The sequence below is a fragment of the Paraburkholderia caffeinilytica genome (genome assembly GCF_003368325.1).
In the GTDB taxonomy this organism is placed as follows: Bacteria; Pseudomonadota; Gammaproteobacteria; order Burkholderiales; family Burkholderiaceae; genus Paraburkholderia; species Paraburkholderia caffeinilytica.
Window position 1 is genome coordinate 943,996 of sequence record NZ_CP031467.1, and the last position, 15,981, is coordinate 959,976.

Genomic DNA, 15,981 nt, shown 5'->3' on the forward strand with positions numbered 1-15,981 from the left:
TTGCTTATCCGACGTTAAATACGGCGTGCATTTCGTGAACGGGATGCACGCCGTTTCGTTGCATCACGTTCCATCGACAGTGACAGTGACAGCGCGGCATGCGTGCACGCGCGAGTCCGGGAGGCCCGATGAAAGTTGCAGCCCGTCGCGGGGCGAGCGCATGGGACACGGCACCATGCGCGGGTCGTACGCGTACCGTTCCTGCTACGCCCATAAGCCGCGCCGCGCAAAGCATGCGTTGCGCACTCGTTGCGCTGATCGCGTTCGGCGTGGCGTCGCTCGTGCGCCCCGCTCACGCGGATGAACTCACCGGCACGTTAAAGAAAATCCACGACGACGGCGTGGTCGTGCTCGGCGTGCGAGAAGCGTCGATCCCGTTCTCATACTTCGATGGCAAGCGAACGGTCGGCTACTCGCAAACCATCGCGCTGCAGATCGTCGACGAAATCAAGAAAACGCTCGGCCTGCCGCAACTGAAAGTGCACGAAGTCACGGTGACCTCGTCGAACCGCACGCCGATGTTGCTGAACAACCAGATCGACCTGGAGTGCGGCTCGACCACGCATACGGTGGAACGCGAAAACGTCGCCGCGTTCTCGAACAGCTTCTTCCAGTACGCAGTGCGCATGATCGCGCACAAGAGCAGCGGCATCGCCGATTTTCCGGACCTTGCCGGCAAGACGGTCGTGACGACCGCGGGCACCTCCGACGAGCGCCTGCTGCGCCGCCTGAACACCGACAAGCATCTGAACATGCGCATCACGAGCGCGCGCGATCATCTGGAAGCATTCACCGCGCTCAAGGAAGACCGGGCCGTGGCCTTCGTGATGGACGAGCCGATTGTGTACGGTTTCAAATCGACCGATCCACGCCCCGAAGACTTCGTGGTAACCGGCACGCCGCTCGGCTACGAGGTCTACGCCTGCATGTTCCGCAAGGGTGACGAGCCGTTGCGCACGCTCGTCAACGGAGTGATTGCGCGCGGCCAGCTTGGCGGCGACGCGGAACGTCTGTACAACCAGTGGTTCACACAGCCGATTCCGCCGCGCGGCATCAATCTGAATTTTCCGCTGTCGGAACAGAACCGCTCGCTATTCGCGCATCCGAACGACCACGCGCTCGACTGAGCGCGTCGGCAGCGCATGTCGCACGCGGCGGGTGCGGGTGCAGCCGGCGCTACACCCCGGTCAACTCATCCACCGCTATAGCGTTCGATGCAGTTCCGCGAGCGAAAGCGTGGTCTGGAAAAGACGTGTGAGACTGCGGCTCGCGTACCGCTCGACTTCGTCCGGCTCGGCCCAGCGGTATGCGTCCATTTCGGGGATCAGCGTGCCGTCGGAGCGGCGTGGAAACAGCGATGTGCAGGTGCACGAAGACAGATCGAGTTCGTCGTCCGTCGCGCGCGCCGCGAACAGATGCAAATCCTTATCGCGGCGGTAGACGAACAGTCCGAGATCCTTCAACCGCTCGGGCGCAATCACGATACCGGTCTCCTCGACCATCTCGCGCAACGCCGTGACGTGTGGCGCCTCGCCCTCTTCGCCATGCCCTTTCGGAATGTCCCAGTGAGACGTTTCGGTGGCGTGGGCGAGCAGCACCCGGCCGTCCGGGTCGAGCAGCACGACGCCGCACGAGACGACCCGCGCGCTCATCGATGCAGCGCGTCGCAACGACGCACAGAGTCAGGCCGCGCCGGCCGCAAGCCAGCGCGCTTTGTCATACCGGCCCGCACGCTTAGTGCTTTTTCTGCAATTGCCAGTTGCTGCTGCCCTGCTTGCAGAACAGCGGACGCAGGCTCATCGACTGCCCTTTCGCATTCAGCACGACGCCGACGTCGCGGCAGGTACGCTCGCCATCTTTCGCTGTGCTGGCAACGGTGATCGTCGCATCGATCTTCACGCTGTTGCCGGTGCCTTCGTTGACCCAGTTCACGCTTTCGCCGTCCTGCTTGTCGTTCAAGGCAGCGAACACCGCACCCTTGATCGAGTCGACGTCGCGTTGCTTCATGTAACTGATCGGCGTGTCGTTCAGAAAACCGAGGTTCGCCGCTTGCGCCCCGAGGGCGCCACCGAGCAGCAGGCCACCGACGGTCAGGTGAAACAGGACACGGGTTCGCATCGACATGAAGGGTTCTCCTCGAAGAGTAGTTCGGCGGTCTCGAGCGCGCTCACGCAACTCGTGATCTGGACCCCAAAAGCATAGCATGCCGCCCTCCAGGCGACCGCCCGGATGGCGCCTCGCAACGACCCACGGCGGCCTGCACCATTCGATTGCCGGCTGGCTGGAACGAATTGGCGCGACGCTCGCTCAGAATTTTAGGATGAGTCTCATATCTTCTTATGAAACGTCTTCTTAAGATAGGCCTGTTGCGCTGCAGCGCCGATCAGACTTCCAGGCGGTCTTATGAACATCTCATTTGCTCTCGAAACCTTCGCCGTCGCGCTGGCGCTCTTTTGCGTGGCGCTCGTGCCCTTCGCCATCGCCCACGATCCCGGTCTTGCGCGGCGCATGGTGCAAATGGACAATCTCCCTCGCACGCGCTGGCCCAATCTGCTGACACGCGCCGGCATTGGGTGTCTCCTGATGTCGTTCGCACTGCTGCTGGTCGGCTGCTATTACATGCTTGCCGGCGCAGGCCACTGACCACGCCCTCGTGCACGTGCCGACCCGACCGGTAGCACGGCCTTCGCCCAGCGATCAATTCGCGGCCGCTTTATTGCCTGATTTATCCCCCGCCTTATATCCATCCGTGAGCGTATTCAAAAACGCCACCACGTCCTTGATTTCAGCCTCGTCGAGTACCGGCTTGTCACCGCGCTTGCGATCGAACGGCGGCTCCGTGTTCAGATTGGCCCAGTAGCGCTGCGGCAAATCGTCGAACTTCTGCACCTTGCCCTTCGAAACCGGATAGAACTTTTCCGGATTCGTGTCGCGCTCCGCATAAAAGCGCACCACCTGATCCAGCGAGTGATAAATGCCGTTGTGGAAGAAGCTTTTCTTCAACGCGACGTTGCGCAGCGTCGGCGTGCGGAAGATGCCGCAAAACTCGGCGCGACCCTTCAGATCGGTACGCTCCGGCCCGCACGCGCCGAGGTCGTAGAAATGCGGATCCTGATTCACCCGCAGCGCGCGGTTGCGCGGCACGCCGATCGCAATCAGACCGAAGTCGCTGAACTGCGGCGGCGCGCCGTCCATGGTGCGCTGGCTGATGTGGCAGCTCGCGCAATTGCCCTTCTTTTCGTCGTTGAAGAGTTGCAGGCCGCGTAGTTCGGCCTGGGTCAGTTGGGTTTTGCCCGCCAGGTACGCGTCGTACTTGCTGCTGTACGGATAGAAAAGCTCGGGCGTCTGCTCGAAGGTTTCCAATGCTTGCAGCACGGCGCTGAAGGTGGCGTCGTCGCTATCGAAAATATGCTCGCCAAATGCCGTGCGGAAAGCGTCGGCATAGGGTGCTGCCTTCACCGCTGCCGTGACCTTCGCCGGCGTGCTGCCCATTTCGAACGACGACAACAGCGGAATGCGCGCCTGGTCGGAGCCGCGGTCGACCCGGCCGTCCCACGTCAAGCCGCCGGTCGGCCCGGCATCCACGCTTTCGTCGCCTTCGTCGTCCGACTCGTGATAGTGCTCGGCGAACGCCGGCACCGATTGCAGATACTTGAGCGTCGGCGCGGCGCGCATGCCGGTGCGATGCATGTCGTTGCCACCCAGTTGCACCGACAGTGAATTCGCCGGCGAAAAGGCGTGATCGGGACTGTGGCACGACGCGCAGGCCAGCTTGCCCGAGCCGGACAGCGACGCGTCGAAAAACAGTTGCTTGCCGAGCGCCGTCATCCGCCGCACGGATTCGTAGACTTGCGCGCGGGTCTGGCCGGCGTCATGAGCCGCCACGTTCGCGGCAGACGCTGCCGTAGACGTGGACGCCGGCGCAGCGCTCGCCTCTGCCTTCGCGCCCGCGGCCTGCGAGCCCGCATCGCACGCCGCCAGGGTCATAACCATAGCCGCCAGCGTCATCGTCAGCAGCGCGCCAATGCCTGTCGACCCCGCGCTCCGCCGCGCCTGCGCCCGAACTGTCCTTTTCCGAATCCCCGCGAAACCAGGCCGCATATGAATGATGTGAGTTTGCGATATTGAAGTCCGCGAGCGTATTTCATCGACATGTCGTTTAAATGACATAAAGCCGACGAAAATGACGAGACAAAAGCCATTCGTAATTAGCTACATGTTTCTGTCAAATTCCTTGTTCAGACTTTCGTCCGCGGCCATCCGTGTAAGCAACGCACGCGGCCCGTCCCCAACGCGAGAGAGAACACATACCAAATGAACAAAAAACTGATCTGCGCGGCGCCTATCGCGATCGCAGCGGCGTTAAGTCTGTATGCGTGCGGCGGCGGCAGCGTCACCACGCCACCGGACATCACGTCGATCAAGACGGTCGTGGTGATCTATGCGGAGAATCGCAGCTTCGACAATCTGTACGGCAACTTTCCGGGCGCCAACGGTCTGCAGAACGTGACGGCGGCGAGCGCCGCGCAGGTCGACCGCAACGGCACGGCGCTCGCGACGCTGCCGCAAGTGTGGAACGGTCTGACGCAAACCGGCGTGACGCCGGTGGTGACGCAAGCGATGACGGCCAACCTGCCGAACAGCCCGTTCGCGATCGACGACCCGAACGGCTTCAATACGCCGATCACGGCCACGACGCGCGACCTGTATCACCGCTTCTATGAAAACCAGATGCAGATCAACGGCGGCAAGAACGACAAGTTCGCCGCGTGGGCGGATTCCGGCGGCCTCGTCATGGGCCACTACACGCTCAATGCCGACAAGCTGCCGCTGTGGAAAATCGCCCAGCAATACACGCTGGCCGACAATTTCTTCATGGGCGCATTCGGCGGCTCGTTCCTGAACCACCAGTGGCTGGTTTGCGCGTGCACGCCGACTTACCCGAATGCGGACAAGAGCCCGGCGGCGGGTTCGATCTCGTCGGTCGAAAGCGACGGCGTCACCTTGAAGCTTGCGGCCAACTCGCCGGCGTCCGCGCTGAGCGGGCCGCCGAAATACGTGCTCTCGGGCAACCTCACGCCTGATTTCTACGCGATCAACACGATGCAGCCGCCGTATCAGCCGAGCGGCAACAAGGCGGCTTCGGGCGGCGACGCCAACCTGGCCGACCCGACGGCCGCCACCACGCTGCCGGCGCAAACGCAGCAGCACATCGGCGATCTGCTGAACAACGCGAAGGTGTCGTGGGCGTGGTACGGCGGCGCGTGGGGCGCGGCGGTGTCGGCGGCGCAAAACGGCACGTCGAACGTGATCTACGGCGCGAACCTGACGGCGCCGAACTTCCAGCCGCATCACCAGCCGTTCAACTACTTCGCCGATCTGGCACCTGGCTCCGCGAACCGTTCGCAGCATTTGCTCGACGGCGGCCTGGCAGGCTCCGAGTTCATCAAGGCGATCGACAGCGGCACGCTGCCGCAAGTGTCGTTCTACAAGCCGCAGGGCAACCTGAACGAGCACGCGGGTTACACCGACGTCGCCTCGGGAGACCAGCACATCGCAGACGTGATCTCGCATCTGCAGAAAAGCCCGCAGTGGAACAACATGCTGGTGGTCGTGACGTACGACGAAAACGGTGGCTTCTGGGACCACGTGGCGCCGCCGAAGGCCGACCGCTGGGGTCCGGGCACGCGGATTCCGGCGCTGATCATCTCGCCGTACGCGAAGAAGGGATTCGTCGATCACACGCAGTACGACACAACGTCGATTCTGCGCTTCATCACACACCGCTTCTCGCTGCCGACGCTGCCGGGCATCGCCGCGCGTGATGCCGCGCTGGTCAGCAACGGCGGCAAGCCGATGGGCGATCTGACGGGTGCGTTGAACATCAGGCAGTAATCCGATGGCAACGCGTGACCGGCGATAAGCGAGGCAACGCGCGGACTGCCGCAGGCGCTCAGCATGTGAGCGACCTGCGTTGGTCCGCCTTGGTCTGCCTTGGTCTACGTTAAGCAGTCCGCGATTCGCGGACCTACAAAGTCAGTCAGCGACAGTCCGCCTGATGGTGGCATTTCGACGGGGCAGCTTCGGCTGCCCTCTTTTGTTTTTGTCGCGCGGACAAGCGAACGGCGCATGCACCGCGTCACACGCGCAAACGACGACACAACGTGTTTGCACGACCGGCGTATGCTTCGACGCAGGACGCGATCATTCCGGCCGATAGCGGCTCAAAACCCATAGCAACGTGTTGCAGGCTTGCCAACCTATTCAGGAGCGCGACAGCATGACTGAAAAATCCATCAAGGTACCCGGTCCCGATCATCCGATCACGATCGAGCCGGACAAAGTCCACGTGGTGGTCACGATAGCCGGCCGCGTGATCGCGGATACTCGCAATGCGCTCGTGCTGCGCGAGGCGTCGTATCCACCGGTGTATTACATTCCACGCAATGACGTCGAGATGACGCTGCTGGAACGCACCGATCACGCGACCTACTGCCCGTACAAAGGCGATTGCGCGTACTACAGCATTCCGATTGGCGGCGAGCGGGCAGTGAATGCGGTCTGGACCTACGAAGCGCCCTACGCGCCCGTGAAGGAGATCGCCCAGCATCTGGCGTTCTATCCGAACCGGGTCGATTCCATCGACGTGCAGCCGGCAGAGTAAACAGCCACGCGAACGGCCACGCGCGCATCGCAGCGCAGAGGCTTCGATGCGATGCGCCAGGCATTTGAAGTACGGCAGGAGGGACTCGAACCCCCCACCCTCGGCTTAGAAGGCCGAACAAAGTGCCATTTATCGGCGTTGATCCGTTTTCATGAAAATCCCCAAAAACCCCGACAGATAAGGCTTAAAGGCAAACACTGGCATCCTGACGCGTTGATAAAAATTGATTGATTGCCGTATGATTTGCCTACACAGTGCCTACACGGCACGCCCATGTAGGAAATCTGATGAAAAAAGAGAACTTCACGCCTGAGCGGGTGGCGGGCCACCAGTGCGATCCGGGGCGACAACAAACCATCTTTTGGGACCGGAAGCAACAAGGGCTAGGGCTTCGCGTGACGGCATCCGGACGAAAGGCGTACGTCTATGAGGGCCGCTTGTTCGGCAAGACGTTGCGCATCACGATTGGCGCGCCCGATGCGTGGCCGCTTGAGTCGTACGTCACGACCGACCCGACCGGCAAGAAGATAGAGCGCCTCGGCGCGCGGCAAGAGGCTGCGCGGCTCAAGGCGCTTCTGGACCGGGACATAGACCCACGCGAAGAAAAGGCAGAGCAGCGCGCCGCCCATGAAGCCCGCAAGCTCGAATCGCGCCGTCAGGACGCGACTGTAGGCGAAGCATGGCGAGCATATCTTGACGCGAGCCGGGCCAAGTGGAGCGAACGCCACCATAAAGATCATGAAAATCTGGCTCACGCTGGCGGCGCGAAGAAACTACGTGGGACCGGGTTGACGGTGCCGGGGCCGCTTGCGCCACTTATGCCGTTGAAGCTATCGAACCTGACCGCCGAAACGATAGCGGCATGGCTTGAAGCCGAGGCGCAAAACCGCCCGACCAACGCCGAACAGTCTTACCGCAAGCTGCGGGCGTTCATTCGCTGGTGTGACGACCGACCAGAGTATTCCGGCATTGCCGCGCAGAACGTCTATAACGCGCGCTCAGTCCGTGACGCCGTGCCACGCACCAACGCAAAGGACGACTGTTTGCAGCGCGAGCAGCTAACGGCGTGGTTTGATGCAGTGCGTAAGATCCAGAACCCGGTTATCAGTGCGTACCTGCAAGGGCTTTTGATTACCGGCGCACGCCGCGAAGAACTAGCCGCGCTGAAGTGGGACGACGTGGACTTTCGCTGGCGCAGTCTGCACATTTCCGACAAGGTGGAAACCGAGAGCGGCCGGACGATTCCGCTTCCGCCTTTTCTGGCGTCCCTGCTACTGGACCTGAAGCGTATCAACGATACGCCGCCCAATATCCGCCAACTTCGCCGCCTTAAACAGCGCGGAGAAGAATGGCAGCCGTCGCCTTGGGTGTTCGCCAGCAAAACCGCCGCTGACGGCAAGATTGCCGAGCCGCGATATGCACACAATCAGGCACTCGCTGATGCGGGCCTGCCTCATGTGAGCTTGCACGGCTTGCGCCGCTCGTTCGGCACGCTGACCGAATGGGTGGAATGCCCTGTTGGCGTCGTTGCTCAGATTCAAGGCCACAAACCAAGCGCCATTGCCGAAAAGCATTACCGCCGACGGCCGCTCGATCTTTTGCGCATGTGGCACGACCGAATCGAGGTGTGGATGCTTGAGCAGGCGGGAATTGAATTCGACGCGAGCGCCGCTCGAACGGGGATGCATGCCGTCAAGTAGTTCGTCATCGACGCCGGGCGTGCAACGCGTTCGCGTACCGTTACACTATCCTCGCCCCTGCCCGCTCGACGGAGCGCAAAGCCGGACACCTTCACCGGCCCGGCGGGGGCACGCTAAGTGAAGGCGGCGCACGAAGGGCGCGAGCAATGGAAAAAGAACCGCACTGGATAGGCCACCGGACGGCGGAACGCCGCCAAACGGAAAATGGCTATTTGTACCGCGACCCAGACAACCAAAGCCTTGCCATCATGGTTGTACCCGGTTTTCATGGGGGCACCAGAATTTTCTCCGGTGCGAACCTTTGGGAGGTAGACCGGTTTGTCGAAGGATTAGAGGCTAACGCTGACCCGGCAGCGGAAAAATTTCGCGAAGCGCTCAACGCCGTTCGGGAACTCTTCAAGAGCGCGGACGTGGTTGGGAAAATCGGAAACAACAGGAACTGGAAATCATTGCGCGCCCATGCCGAAATGATCAATGTCGAGATGCGGGCGCAGGCGCAGTTAGAGGGCGGGCATCGGCGTCGTGAGGCGCTTGAGATTGCCTGCGCGCTATCTGCCGAATCAGCCGATACCGGCGAGGCGAAACAGTCGGAAGCCGCCGCGAGCGATAGTGCAACGAAAGCAGTACCCGCGCCGCTTTCGGCGCCGACGATTGCCGCAGCCCTCGGGCTTGAAACGTCGGAGGTCGCGCGGTTGTTTGACGGACTTAACTCATGGGATGAAACGCGCTGGAAGAAGCGTCTGGGCGAACTGCCTGCATGGGCATTACCCGCTCTCACTCAGCGCGGCGGTCGCGGGCAAGGCGCGCACCGCTGGAATCCATCGATGCTGGCTCAGCGCTTACTCGATAAGGCGCTGGACAAGGACGCAACCCGCCGCAAATTTCGTGCGCTGTTCAAGGCGAAGCCGCTGCTCTGGCCTTGGTCGGATGAGTGGCGCGATTTCGAAAGCGCCCTCGACTGGTATGCGGCCGGCAAACCCGGTCAATAAACCCGCTTTTTTCCAGAACGCGCCCCCGCCCCTAATAAATACGCGCTTCTTAATCCCGTGAGCATATCCGCGTACGGAGCGGGTTTGCAGGCTATCCCCTAGCGATTCGCAATGATTCGCGGGGCGTAGCAGTTATTCGGTAGCACGGCCCCGAGTCGTTCGACGCGAAACCCTGTTTCGTGACTTGGGAGCCAAACGAATGACGACAGCTCAACTTGCGGCGCTTGCGGCGCATCGCTCGCTTCTCTCGACCGAAGAACTTGCAGCGCAACTCACGCTGCGCCCGCAGTCCATCCGCAAGCGCTACAGCCAGACTGGCGCTTACTTCTGCCTGCGCCCGGTGAAGATGCCGAACGGCCGCTTGATGTGGCCCGCCGATGCGCTCGAACAACTGGCGGGCGGTAAATAATGAAAAACGCCCGCCCCCAACAAGTAGAGACGAGCGCCCAAGACACGTTCAATTCTACCGCAGGCATCTTTCCCAAGCGCCCCGAAACCGTTCTTGCTGGCGTGCTGGCCAAACTGCTCGAAGGCCACACGTTGACCAGTATGGATGCGGTTTTCAAGCAGTATGCGAACCGCGCGGAGACCGTGATTCATTGCCTGGAAGCACGCTACGCGTGGAACATCGAGCGCCGCGACATCGCAACGGCAACGGGCGATGGGCGCGTCGTGTGGGTGACAGCGTACTGGATGACCATCCATGTGCGTGAGGCCGCGTTCAAGGCGGGTGCGCGCGCATGGATTCCGGAAACCGAGTTGACCGCAAAAAAGCGCCGCAAGTCCGCAAATCAGGGCAAGTCGCGCGCCGCGACGCGTAACCCGCTGCGCACCGATCCGCGCCAACTCGACCTGTTCGATGGGCTGATGTAATGATCCATTGGCCCAATTACGAACCCGGGGGGCATCGCATCCAGTGCCCCGCTTGCGGGCGCGGCGACCGTGACAAGACACTTGGCCTCAGCATTGAGGTCAACGGCTCAGGCGTTGCACATTGCTTTCGCTGCGACCTCGTTGAGAACTATCGCCCCAAACAGAGCGCGTGCGTTGTTATGTCGGCGCAGCCGTGCATCAAGTGCATGCCTTCGGCTGCGAAGCGCGAGAGATTGGCCGGCTATGCGCGCCAATTGTGGGCGGCAAGCAAGCCGCTCGGTGGTGTCGGCGTCGCGTATCTTGAAGCCCGCCGCTGCCGTGTTCCGCCGCGTGACGCGGACCTTCGCTGGCACCCGTCCCTGCGTCATCCGTGTGGCTATGAAGGTCCGGCCATGGTCGCGCTCGTCACAGACGCTATGACCGCTAAGCCGATTAGCTTGCATCGTACGTGGATTCGGGATGATGGTCGCAAGGCCGATCTCGAATATCCGCGTTTGCTTCTGGGTGATGGGCACCGCAAGCAAGGCGGCGTGATCCGTTTGTGGCCGGACGACGCGGTAACAACCGGGCTTGGCATTGCCGAAGGCATTGAGACGGCTCTGTCTCTCGCGCACGGCTTCACGCCGGTTTGGGCACTCATTGACGCGGGTAACCTCGCGGCGTTCCCGCACTTTCCCGGCATTGAAACGCTGATGATCGGCGCGGATAACGACCCGGCCGGTAGCAAGGCTGCGTATACGTGCGCGGAGCAGTGGGCGCTCGCTGATCGAGAAGTTACGCTTGTGGAGGTAGGCCATGGGGCGTGATTTGAACGATGTGGCGGCTGAGGGCGGCGCGGATGCGGTGCGCTTTGTCGTTGCGAACGGCAAACGCATCCTGAAGCATTCTGAGCGTGAGGCGATTTCGGGGAATGATGAATTGCCTCTCAAAATCGCCTTTGCGGATGAATTGCCGGAAGCCTTCACGCCGCCCGATGAGTTGGTGCAGGGCATCCTCACGACCGGTGATAGCAGCGTGCTCTACGGGGACACCAACAGCGGCAAGACGTTCCTTGTAATCGACATAGCCGCCGCCGTGGCGCGTGGCGTTGACTGGATGGGCAGACGGACGGAACCGGGGATGGTGGTCTATCTGGCTGCTGAATCGCCTGCATCTGTGCGTAGCCGCTTGCAGGCATACCAGAAGCATCACGGCGTTCGCGTGCCCAACTTCGCCATCGTGCAGAACCCGGTCAACCTGTTCGATGGCGACCGCGACACCGAGGCCATCATCAAGACGGTGCGCCAGCTCGAAGCGCAACGCGGCCAGAAGGTGCGTCTGATTATCGGCGACACGCTCGCACGCCTGAGCGCTGGTGCGAACGAGAACGCCGGCCAGGATATGGGCCTTGTCATTGCGCGCATCGACCGAATCCGCACCGAGTGCGACGCGCATTTCATGCTCGTCCACCACAGCGGCAAGAATGCCGCCGCCGGTTCGCGTGGCTGGTCGGGAGTACGCGGTGCAGTCGATTCCGAAATCGAGGTGACAGACCTGCCTACTGGCCGCTGCGCCGAAATCACGAAAGTGCGCGACCTCGGTACGAAAGGCGAGCGTATCGGCTTCAGGCTCGACGTGGTGGAACTTGGCGTGACGAAGTGGGGAGCGCCAGCGACGACCTGCGTTGTCGTGCCCACCAATGCACCCGACAAACCGAAGAGCAGCAAAGGCAAAGGCACGGGCGAGATTCAGGGTGCAGTCATCGAATTTCTGGCGTCCCACAAGGTCGGCATCAAAAAAAGCGTCGTGGTCGCGCACTTCGCGGGCCGGTACGACAAGGGGCCGATCTATCGCGCCATCAAAACGCTTGTTGCTGCATCGGCCATTCATGAAACCGCTGGCATGGTGTGCATCACGGAGGTCGCCACGTGAAGCAGGTACGCGAAGGTACGTTTAGGTACGTGTACGCGTCGAGTACCTGGCCCCAAAAGGTACGTTTAGGTACACCACCCTTTAGGGGTGTACCTCGCGTACCTGGCGTACCGGTTGACTGTTGAGCGATGGAAATTCTTGTTGAAGCGAGGTGCGAAATGATTGATGGCCTGATTGGCGGCAAGGTGTACGGTAAGCCGACCGAGCGCGTCGGCGGGAGCGGCAAGCGGTTCGTGACCGCGAAGGTGCGCGCCGCAAGCGGCGGCGAATCGCTGTTCGTGAACGTCATTGCGTTCGATGACGGTGCGAAAGCCGCATTGCTGGCGCTCGATGACGGCGACCCCGTGGCGCTGGTCGGCGCGTTCACGCCGAAGGCGTGGGTCGATAAGAACGGTGACGCAAAGCCGGCGCTCGATATGGTTGCGCACGGTGTGCTGTCGGCGTACCAAGTGAAGCATAAGCGGCAGGCTGCACAGTTGACCGAGCAGGGCGAGGCAGCCATGAGCGGCGCGAGGCAGGCGAAGTACGGCGGCGACTATTCCGAGATGAACGACCAACTGTAGGAGGGCGGCCCGAAATCAGCGTAGACATGAGGAAGCGGTGGTTTATTTATTCAATGGAGGACTCCTAAAGTGACAACCGTAACAATACCCAAATCCCTGCTTGCGAAATTTCATTGGGACGAGCGCAGGCGGGAGTATGTCGCCTTGATTCTGAAGGACCACCGCGACGGGGCCGCAAGCTATGCCCGCTTTCGCGTCGAAGTCCGGCAAGGTTTTGTCGTGTTGAGCCCGCAGTAACCATCATCAATTTGAAAAGGACTGAACCATGAAACAGCAGAACAACCCGCTGCCCGAACGCCTGGCAGCACTTGAATTGCTCGTAAACGACACGGGTCTCGTGGACGAACTCAAAGCCCGCCAACGTGCGGAAGCCGACAAGCGCCGCGCCGCGCTTGCTGCTGAATTGAAGGCGTTGCCGAACCGCGAGCGCGAACTGGCCGCTCTCGCAAAAGATGCCGCTCACGAGCACGCCGCTCTCGAAAAGGCTGCGACGCAATATCGCGAAGCCGAACGCCGCGACAAAGAGGCAACTGCGCGTGCTGTCATCGCGGCGTTGACGGATGAGGGCGCGCGTCAGGCAATCCTGACAAAACTGGAGCGTAGCGCGCCGCCCGAACTCGCGGACGCGCTGGACGACCTGAGTTTCGCCGATGGCCTGCTGCGAAACGCCGTTCGCACTGATGAAACGGCGAACCGCAGTTGGACCGGGGTGCAGGTAAAGGCCGTAACGTCAAACATCGACGCTATCGGCGCGGCCCGCGCGCAGCTTGCCGAAGCGCAAGGGGCAATCCGCGAACTGGCACGCGATGGCCTGATGCCTAGCGAAGCGATGGTGACGCGCTGTGCGGAAATTGTGGCTGCCGCGATGGAGCCCGCATTCGCGTTCATTCCGCGCAAGCTGTGGGACCTTCGCCACGACAAGCCCGCTTCTGACATCGTGGCCGAAGTCAGGGGCTACGTTCAGTAAGCACTTTGGCGGTGCGCGACGGCAGCGGTTCGCCGTCGTGCCAGTCGCCGCAATCGCGGCGATTGGAGCGGTCGGCGCGCACAGCTAAGCGAGGCATTAACCGGCATCGACGGGCGGCGTGGCGGTGCCTCGTACGGTGCTTCACGGCCCCCTAGGGGGCTGTCAATCCCTAGTATCGAACCGCTTGTGACCGTGGCGATGCGCATTTTTTTACGGCCGCGAAATTACGGTTTTTAATTGAAGCGCACAGAGCGTGAACCGGTGGCCTGTCTTGTGATGCAGGGTGCCGCGTGGATCAAGGAGTACGTCGAAAATGCGTGGCCGAAAACCCGTTCCGACTGCGTTGAAGCTGGTGCGGGGTAATCCCGGCAAGCGCCCGCTTCCGGACGCCGAGCCGCGTCCAGGTCTTGAAGTTGCTATCCCTGACTGGCTGTCGCCGGCCGCACGCAAGCACTGGCCGACTATCGCCGACCCGTTGTACGCAGCCGGTTTGTTGACGGCGCTCGACGCGACCGCACTCGGTTTGTATTGCGAGGCATTCGCGCGCTGGCAATATGCGAACGAGCAAATCGTCAAGCTTGGTCCGGTGGCGGTGGGCGCTGCGGGTTATCCCGTCAAGTCCCCGTTCGTGACAATTGCGAACACGGCATACGATCAGTTGAGCCGCATGTTGGTGGAGTTCGGCATGACGCCCTCGAGCCGGTCGCGGGTGACGGCAACGAAGCCGGACGATACGAGTCCCTATGCACAGTTTGTGAAAAAGACGTAACTATGACAGCACCGTCGCACTGGCAGTGCTTATACGCCGCCCAGAGGTGCTTTTAGGCCGCAAATGCCTGGCGCGACCGGCCTAGGCCGACCCACAAAAGACCTTCGCACATCTTGGAAGCGAACATTCGCTACGCTCTCAAGATCCTAACCGGTTTTGGATGGCAAATCATGCCACGCTATCCTAATTGAATTTGTGCGCCGCGTTGATGGCATTCATCACAGTCACGATCAAGGACGAGGTGACAATTACCGATATCTGAGTAAGCGGCAATGCGGAGCACTCTGCTGAAAAAGGAAAACGGTATAGACGACTTCCTCCCGCGATCAAAGTAATGGCAATGTCGGCCGGGCCGACAGCATAAAAGTGCGCCAATTAAGGATTGTTAATCTGAAAAGCCCAGCCGTCCTCTGTTCGATAAGAGCGCTGCCAGTTGTATGAATTCTTATTGTCTACTTCCATTTCTGAGAATGGTCCTGAACAGTCGTTGCCGTGGGAACACAGGGGCTGGATCCAAGACGGTGGCGGGACTCCATCAGCATAGGTGAAGCTCCATCCGTCACTAGACAGGGTATAGGCGTAGAATTGCCCATTATACCAATCGCTGCCAGACAACTCGCGATGCGTCACACCTAACCAGCCAGTCCATAAATTGGGGTCATCGTCGAATCGGAACGAGAACCCTGCGAATTTGTCGCGGTTTGTGCAATTCCAACTACCCCAGTCGTTCGTGTCGTGCCATTTGATGGTGGCACGGCTGCCAGCGTTGATGAACTCCGGAGCATCAATTTCTGTTACGCACCGACCTACCGTACCGACGATATTTATCCCGCGCGATGAATTGTTGATTACGTCGAACTGATGCCATTGCTCGGCCCATGCCGGAGAGACGCCCATTAACAGGCAACATAAGCCAATGGCTGCAAGGCTAATTCGACAGAGAATTGTCATTCGATTCTGAAAAACTTTATTGAACATTTTCATCCTCCGGTGACGCCATGCTTGTTTTCGTAGCACCTTGAGCCTGACACAGCGGAATGTGTCTATCTCTCACAATTAGCTTGGTAAACGCGATTGATCATACGATATGAGCTGCAACATAAGTGAGGGTGGCTGCGACTGTCAAGAGAATTAGCGCGCCAGGCCACGCCAAGGGTTTTAGCGTGAAGTAAATATGCCTATTGAATGGCTACAACGCATTCAAATCGTTTACGTATATGCGGGATGGGCATTAATCGCACCGAGCACCAAAATCCGAGCGCGCTTTTACGAATTTGAGAAATCACACACGTTTCATCGCGCTCGTCAGGACTATCGGTTAATTCGATACGCATACTAGAGTTACAGAAGAGCGTAGGTCTTCATCGTCAACAATCTGTCCGGTGACTTCCATCGACCGTTTATGGCCGAACCCGGAAATTCGGCCAGCGCCCGCCAGTCACCAGCTCGGCCTCGCCGCGAATTTCCCTTGTCGACCCACAAGAGACGTCGAGGTTTCTCAATTACGGACATTCATCCTGCACTCGTCAAACCGGCTGCGGCATG

Annotated in this window: 17 protein-coding genes; 13 read left to right on the top strand and 4 right to left on the bottom strand. The window is 60.6% G+C overall.

Going from position 1 to position 15,981, the window contains the following annotated elements:
• Positions 1–233: 233 nt before the first annotated feature.
• A complete protein-coding gene (locus DSC91_RS20130) occupies positions 234–1,127 on the top strand; it encodes a transporter substrate-binding domain-containing protein (RefSeq protein ID WP_115780556.1) in 894 nt (297 codons plus the stop codon).
• A 75-nt stretch (positions 1,128–1,202) separates the two neighbouring features.
• Here the strand turns inward: DSC91_RS20130 and DSC91_RS20135 are convergent, their stop codons facing one another.
• Together DSC91_RS20135 and DSC91_RS20140 are read right to left on the bottom strand one after the other, a co-directional pair.
• Positions 1,203–1,652 carry an NUDIX hydrolase gene (locus DSC91_RS20135; RefSeq protein ID WP_115780557.1) on the bottom strand — a complete coding sequence of 150 codons (450 nt, stop codon included), beginning with the start codon at positions 1,650–1,652 and terminating at the stop codon, positions 1,203–1,205.
• 82 nt (positions 1,653–1,734) lie between these two features.
• Positions 1,735–2,124: a hypothetical protein gene (locus DSC91_RS20140; RefSeq protein ID WP_115780558.1), complete on the bottom strand. Its 390-nt coding sequence runs from the start codon at positions 2,122–2,124 to the stop codon at positions 1,735–1,737.
• A 279-nt stretch (positions 2,125–2,403) separates the two neighbouring features.
• Between DSC91_RS20140 and DSC91_RS20145 the strand changes: the two genes are divergently transcribed.
• The gene (locus tag DSC91_RS20145) at positions 2,404–2,643 is read left to right on the top strand and encodes a hypothetical protein (RefSeq protein ID WP_115780559.1); all 240 of its coding nucleotides are present in this window, start codon (positions 2,404–2,406) and stop codon (positions 2,641–2,643) included.
• A gap of 54 nt (positions 2,644–2,697) precedes the next feature.
• Here the strand turns inward: DSC91_RS20145 and DSC91_RS20150 are convergent, their stop codons facing one another.
• Positions 2,698–3,993, bottom strand: coding sequence for a cytochrome-c peroxidase (locus DSC91_RS20150; RefSeq protein WP_229758047.1), 1,296 nt, complete (start codon positions 3,991–3,993; stop codon positions 2,698–2,700).
• Between the two features lie 321 nt (positions 3,994–4,314).
• Between DSC91_RS20150 and DSC91_RS20155 the strand changes: the two genes are divergently transcribed.
• From DSC91_RS20155 to DSC91_RS20205, 11 genes are all read left to right on the top strand, one after another.
• Positions 4,315–5,895: an acid phosphatase gene (locus tag DSC91_RS20155; protein ID WP_115780561.1), complete on the top strand. Its 1,581-nt coding sequence runs from the start codon at positions 4,315–4,317 to the stop codon at positions 5,893–5,895.
• A 385-nt stretch (positions 5,896–6,280) separates the two neighbouring features.
• Entirely contained in the window at positions 6,281–6,664 is a 384-nt protein-coding gene (locus DSC91_RS20160; protein WP_115780562.1) for a DUF427 domain-containing protein, read from the top strand.
• 287 nt (positions 6,665–6,951) lie between these two features.
• Positions 6,952–8,364, top strand: a complete 1,413-nt coding sequence (locus tag DSC91_RS20165; RefSeq protein WP_115780563.1) for a tyrosine-type recombinase/integrase — start codon at positions 6,952–6,954, stop codon at positions 8,362–8,364.
• A gap of 146 nt (positions 8,365–8,510) precedes the next feature.
• Entirely contained in the window at positions 8,511–9,353 is an 843-nt protein-coding gene (locus DSC91_RS37555; protein ID WP_162831442.1) for a hypothetical protein, read from the top strand.
• A 199-nt stretch (positions 9,354–9,552) separates the two neighbouring features.
• A complete protein-coding gene (locus DSC91_RS20175) occupies positions 9,553–9,762 on the top strand; it encodes a DNA-binding protein (RefSeq protein WP_115780565.1) in 210 nt (69 codons plus the stop codon).
• The gene (locus tag DSC91_RS20180; protein WP_115780566.1) at positions 9,762–10,226 is read left to right on the top strand and encodes a hypothetical protein; all 465 of its coding nucleotides are present in this window, start codon (positions 9,762–9,764) and stop codon (positions 10,224–10,226) included. The genes DSC91_RS20175 and DSC91_RS20180 overlap by 1 nt, the downstream gene beginning before the upstream one ends.
• 206 nt (positions 10,227–10,432) lie before the next feature.
• Complete coding sequence (locus DSC91_RS38265; RefSeq protein WP_425272046.1) at positions 10,433–11,032, top strand: DUF7146 domain-containing protein; 600 nt, start codon at positions 10,433–10,435, stop codon at positions 11,030–11,032.
• Positions 11,022–12,137: a helicase RepA family protein gene (locus DSC91_RS20190; RefSeq protein WP_115780568.1), complete on the top strand. Its 1,116-nt coding sequence runs from the start codon at positions 11,022–11,024 to the stop codon at positions 12,135–12,137. The genes DSC91_RS38265 and DSC91_RS20190 overlap by 11 nt, the downstream gene beginning before the upstream one ends.
• 158 nt (positions 12,138–12,295) lie before the next feature.
• A complete protein-coding gene (locus DSC91_RS20195; RefSeq protein ID WP_115780569.1) occupies positions 12,296–12,700 on the top strand; it encodes a single stranded DNA-binding domain-containing protein in 405 nt (134 codons plus the stop codon).
• A gap of 265 nt (positions 12,701–12,965) precedes the next feature.
• The gene (locus DSC91_RS20200; protein ID WP_115780570.1) at positions 12,966–13,667 is read left to right on the top strand and encodes a hypothetical protein; all 702 of its coding nucleotides are present in this window, start codon (positions 12,966–12,968) and stop codon (positions 13,665–13,667) included.
• Between the two features lie 313 nt (positions 13,668–13,980).
• Entirely contained in the window at positions 13,981–14,436 is a 456-nt protein-coding gene (locus DSC91_RS20205; protein ID WP_115780571.1) for a phage terminase small subunit P27 family, read from the top strand.
• 375 nt (positions 14,437–14,811) lie between these two features.
• Here the strand turns inward: DSC91_RS20205 and DSC91_RS37560 are convergent, their stop codons facing one another.
• Positions 14,812–15,414 (bottom strand): hypothetical protein, encoded by a 603-nt coding sequence (locus tag DSC91_RS37560; RefSeq protein WP_162831443.1) that lies wholly within the window; start codon positions 15,412–15,414, stop codon positions 14,812–14,814.
• Between the last annotated feature and the right edge of the window lie 567 nt (positions 15,415–15,981).

What these genes read in the sequence shown, in the direction of transcription:
- DSC91_RS20155 (WP_115780561.1), top strand. Translation starts at nt 4,315, where the DNA reads ATGAACAAAAAACTGATCTGCGCGGCGCCTATCGCGATCGCAGCGGCG.
- DSC91_RS38265 (WP_425272046.1), top strand. Translation starts at nt 10,433, where the DNA reads ATGCCTTCGGCTGCGAAGCGCGAGAGATTGGCCGGCTATGCGCGCCAA.
- DSC91_RS20150 (WP_229758047.1), bottom strand. Translation starts at nt 3,993, where the DNA reads ATGGTTATGACCCTGGCGGCGTGCGATGCGGGCTCGCAGGCCGCGGGC.
- DSC91_RS20195 (WP_115780569.1), top strand. Translation starts at nt 12,296, where the DNA reads ATGATTGATGGCCTGATTGGCGGCAAGGTGTACGGTAAGCCGACCGAG.
- DSC91_RS20145 (WP_115780559.1), top strand. Translation starts at nt 2,404, where the DNA reads ATGAACATCTCATTTGCTCTCGAAACCTTCGCCGTCGCGCTGGCGCTC.
- DSC91_RS37560 (WP_162831443.1), bottom strand. Translation starts at nt 15,414, where the DNA reads ATGTTCAATAAAGTTTTTCAGAATCGAATGACAATTCTCTGTCGAATT.
- DSC91_RS20205 (WP_115780571.1), top strand. Translation starts at nt 13,981, where the DNA reads ATGCGTGGCCGAAAACCCGTTCCGACTGCGTTGAAGCTGGTGCGGGGT.
- DSC91_RS37555 (WP_162831442.1), top strand. Translation starts at nt 8,511, where the DNA reads ATGGAAAAAGAACCGCACTGGATAGGCCACCGGACGGCGGAACGCCGC.
- DSC91_RS20190 (WP_115780568.1), top strand. Translation starts at nt 11,022, where the DNA reads ATGGGGCGTGATTTGAACGATGTGGCGGCTGAGGGCGGCGCGGATGCG.
- DSC91_RS20200 (WP_115780570.1), top strand. Translation starts at nt 12,966, where the DNA reads ATGAAACAGCAGAACAACCCGCTGCCCGAACGCCTGGCAGCACTTGAA.
- DSC91_RS20130 (WP_115780556.1), top strand. Translation starts at nt 234, where the DNA reads ATGCGTTGCGCACTCGTTGCGCTGATCGCGTTCGGCGTGGCGTCGCTC.
- DSC91_RS20135 (WP_115780557.1), bottom strand. Translation starts at nt 1,652, where the DNA reads ATGAGCGCGCGGGTCGTCTCGTGCGGCGTCGTGCTGCTCGACCCGGAC.
- DSC91_RS20180 (WP_115780566.1), top strand. Translation starts at nt 9,762, where the DNA reads ATGAAAAACGCCCGCCCCCAACAAGTAGAGACGAGCGCCCAAGACACG.
- DSC91_RS20160 (WP_115780562.1), top strand. Translation starts at nt 6,281, where the DNA reads ATGACTGAAAAATCCATCAAGGTACCCGGTCCCGATCATCCGATCACG.
- DSC91_RS20165 (WP_115780563.1), top strand. Translation starts at nt 6,952, where the DNA reads ATGAAAAAAGAGAACTTCACGCCTGAGCGGGTGGCGGGCCACCAGTGC.
- DSC91_RS20175 (WP_115780565.1), top strand. Translation starts at nt 9,553, where the DNA reads ATGACGACAGCTCAACTTGCGGCGCTTGCGGCGCATCGCTCGCTTCTC.
- DSC91_RS20140 (WP_115780558.1), bottom strand. Translation starts at nt 2,124, where the DNA reads ATGTCGATGCGAACCCGTGTCCTGTTTCACCTGACCGTCGGTGGCCTG.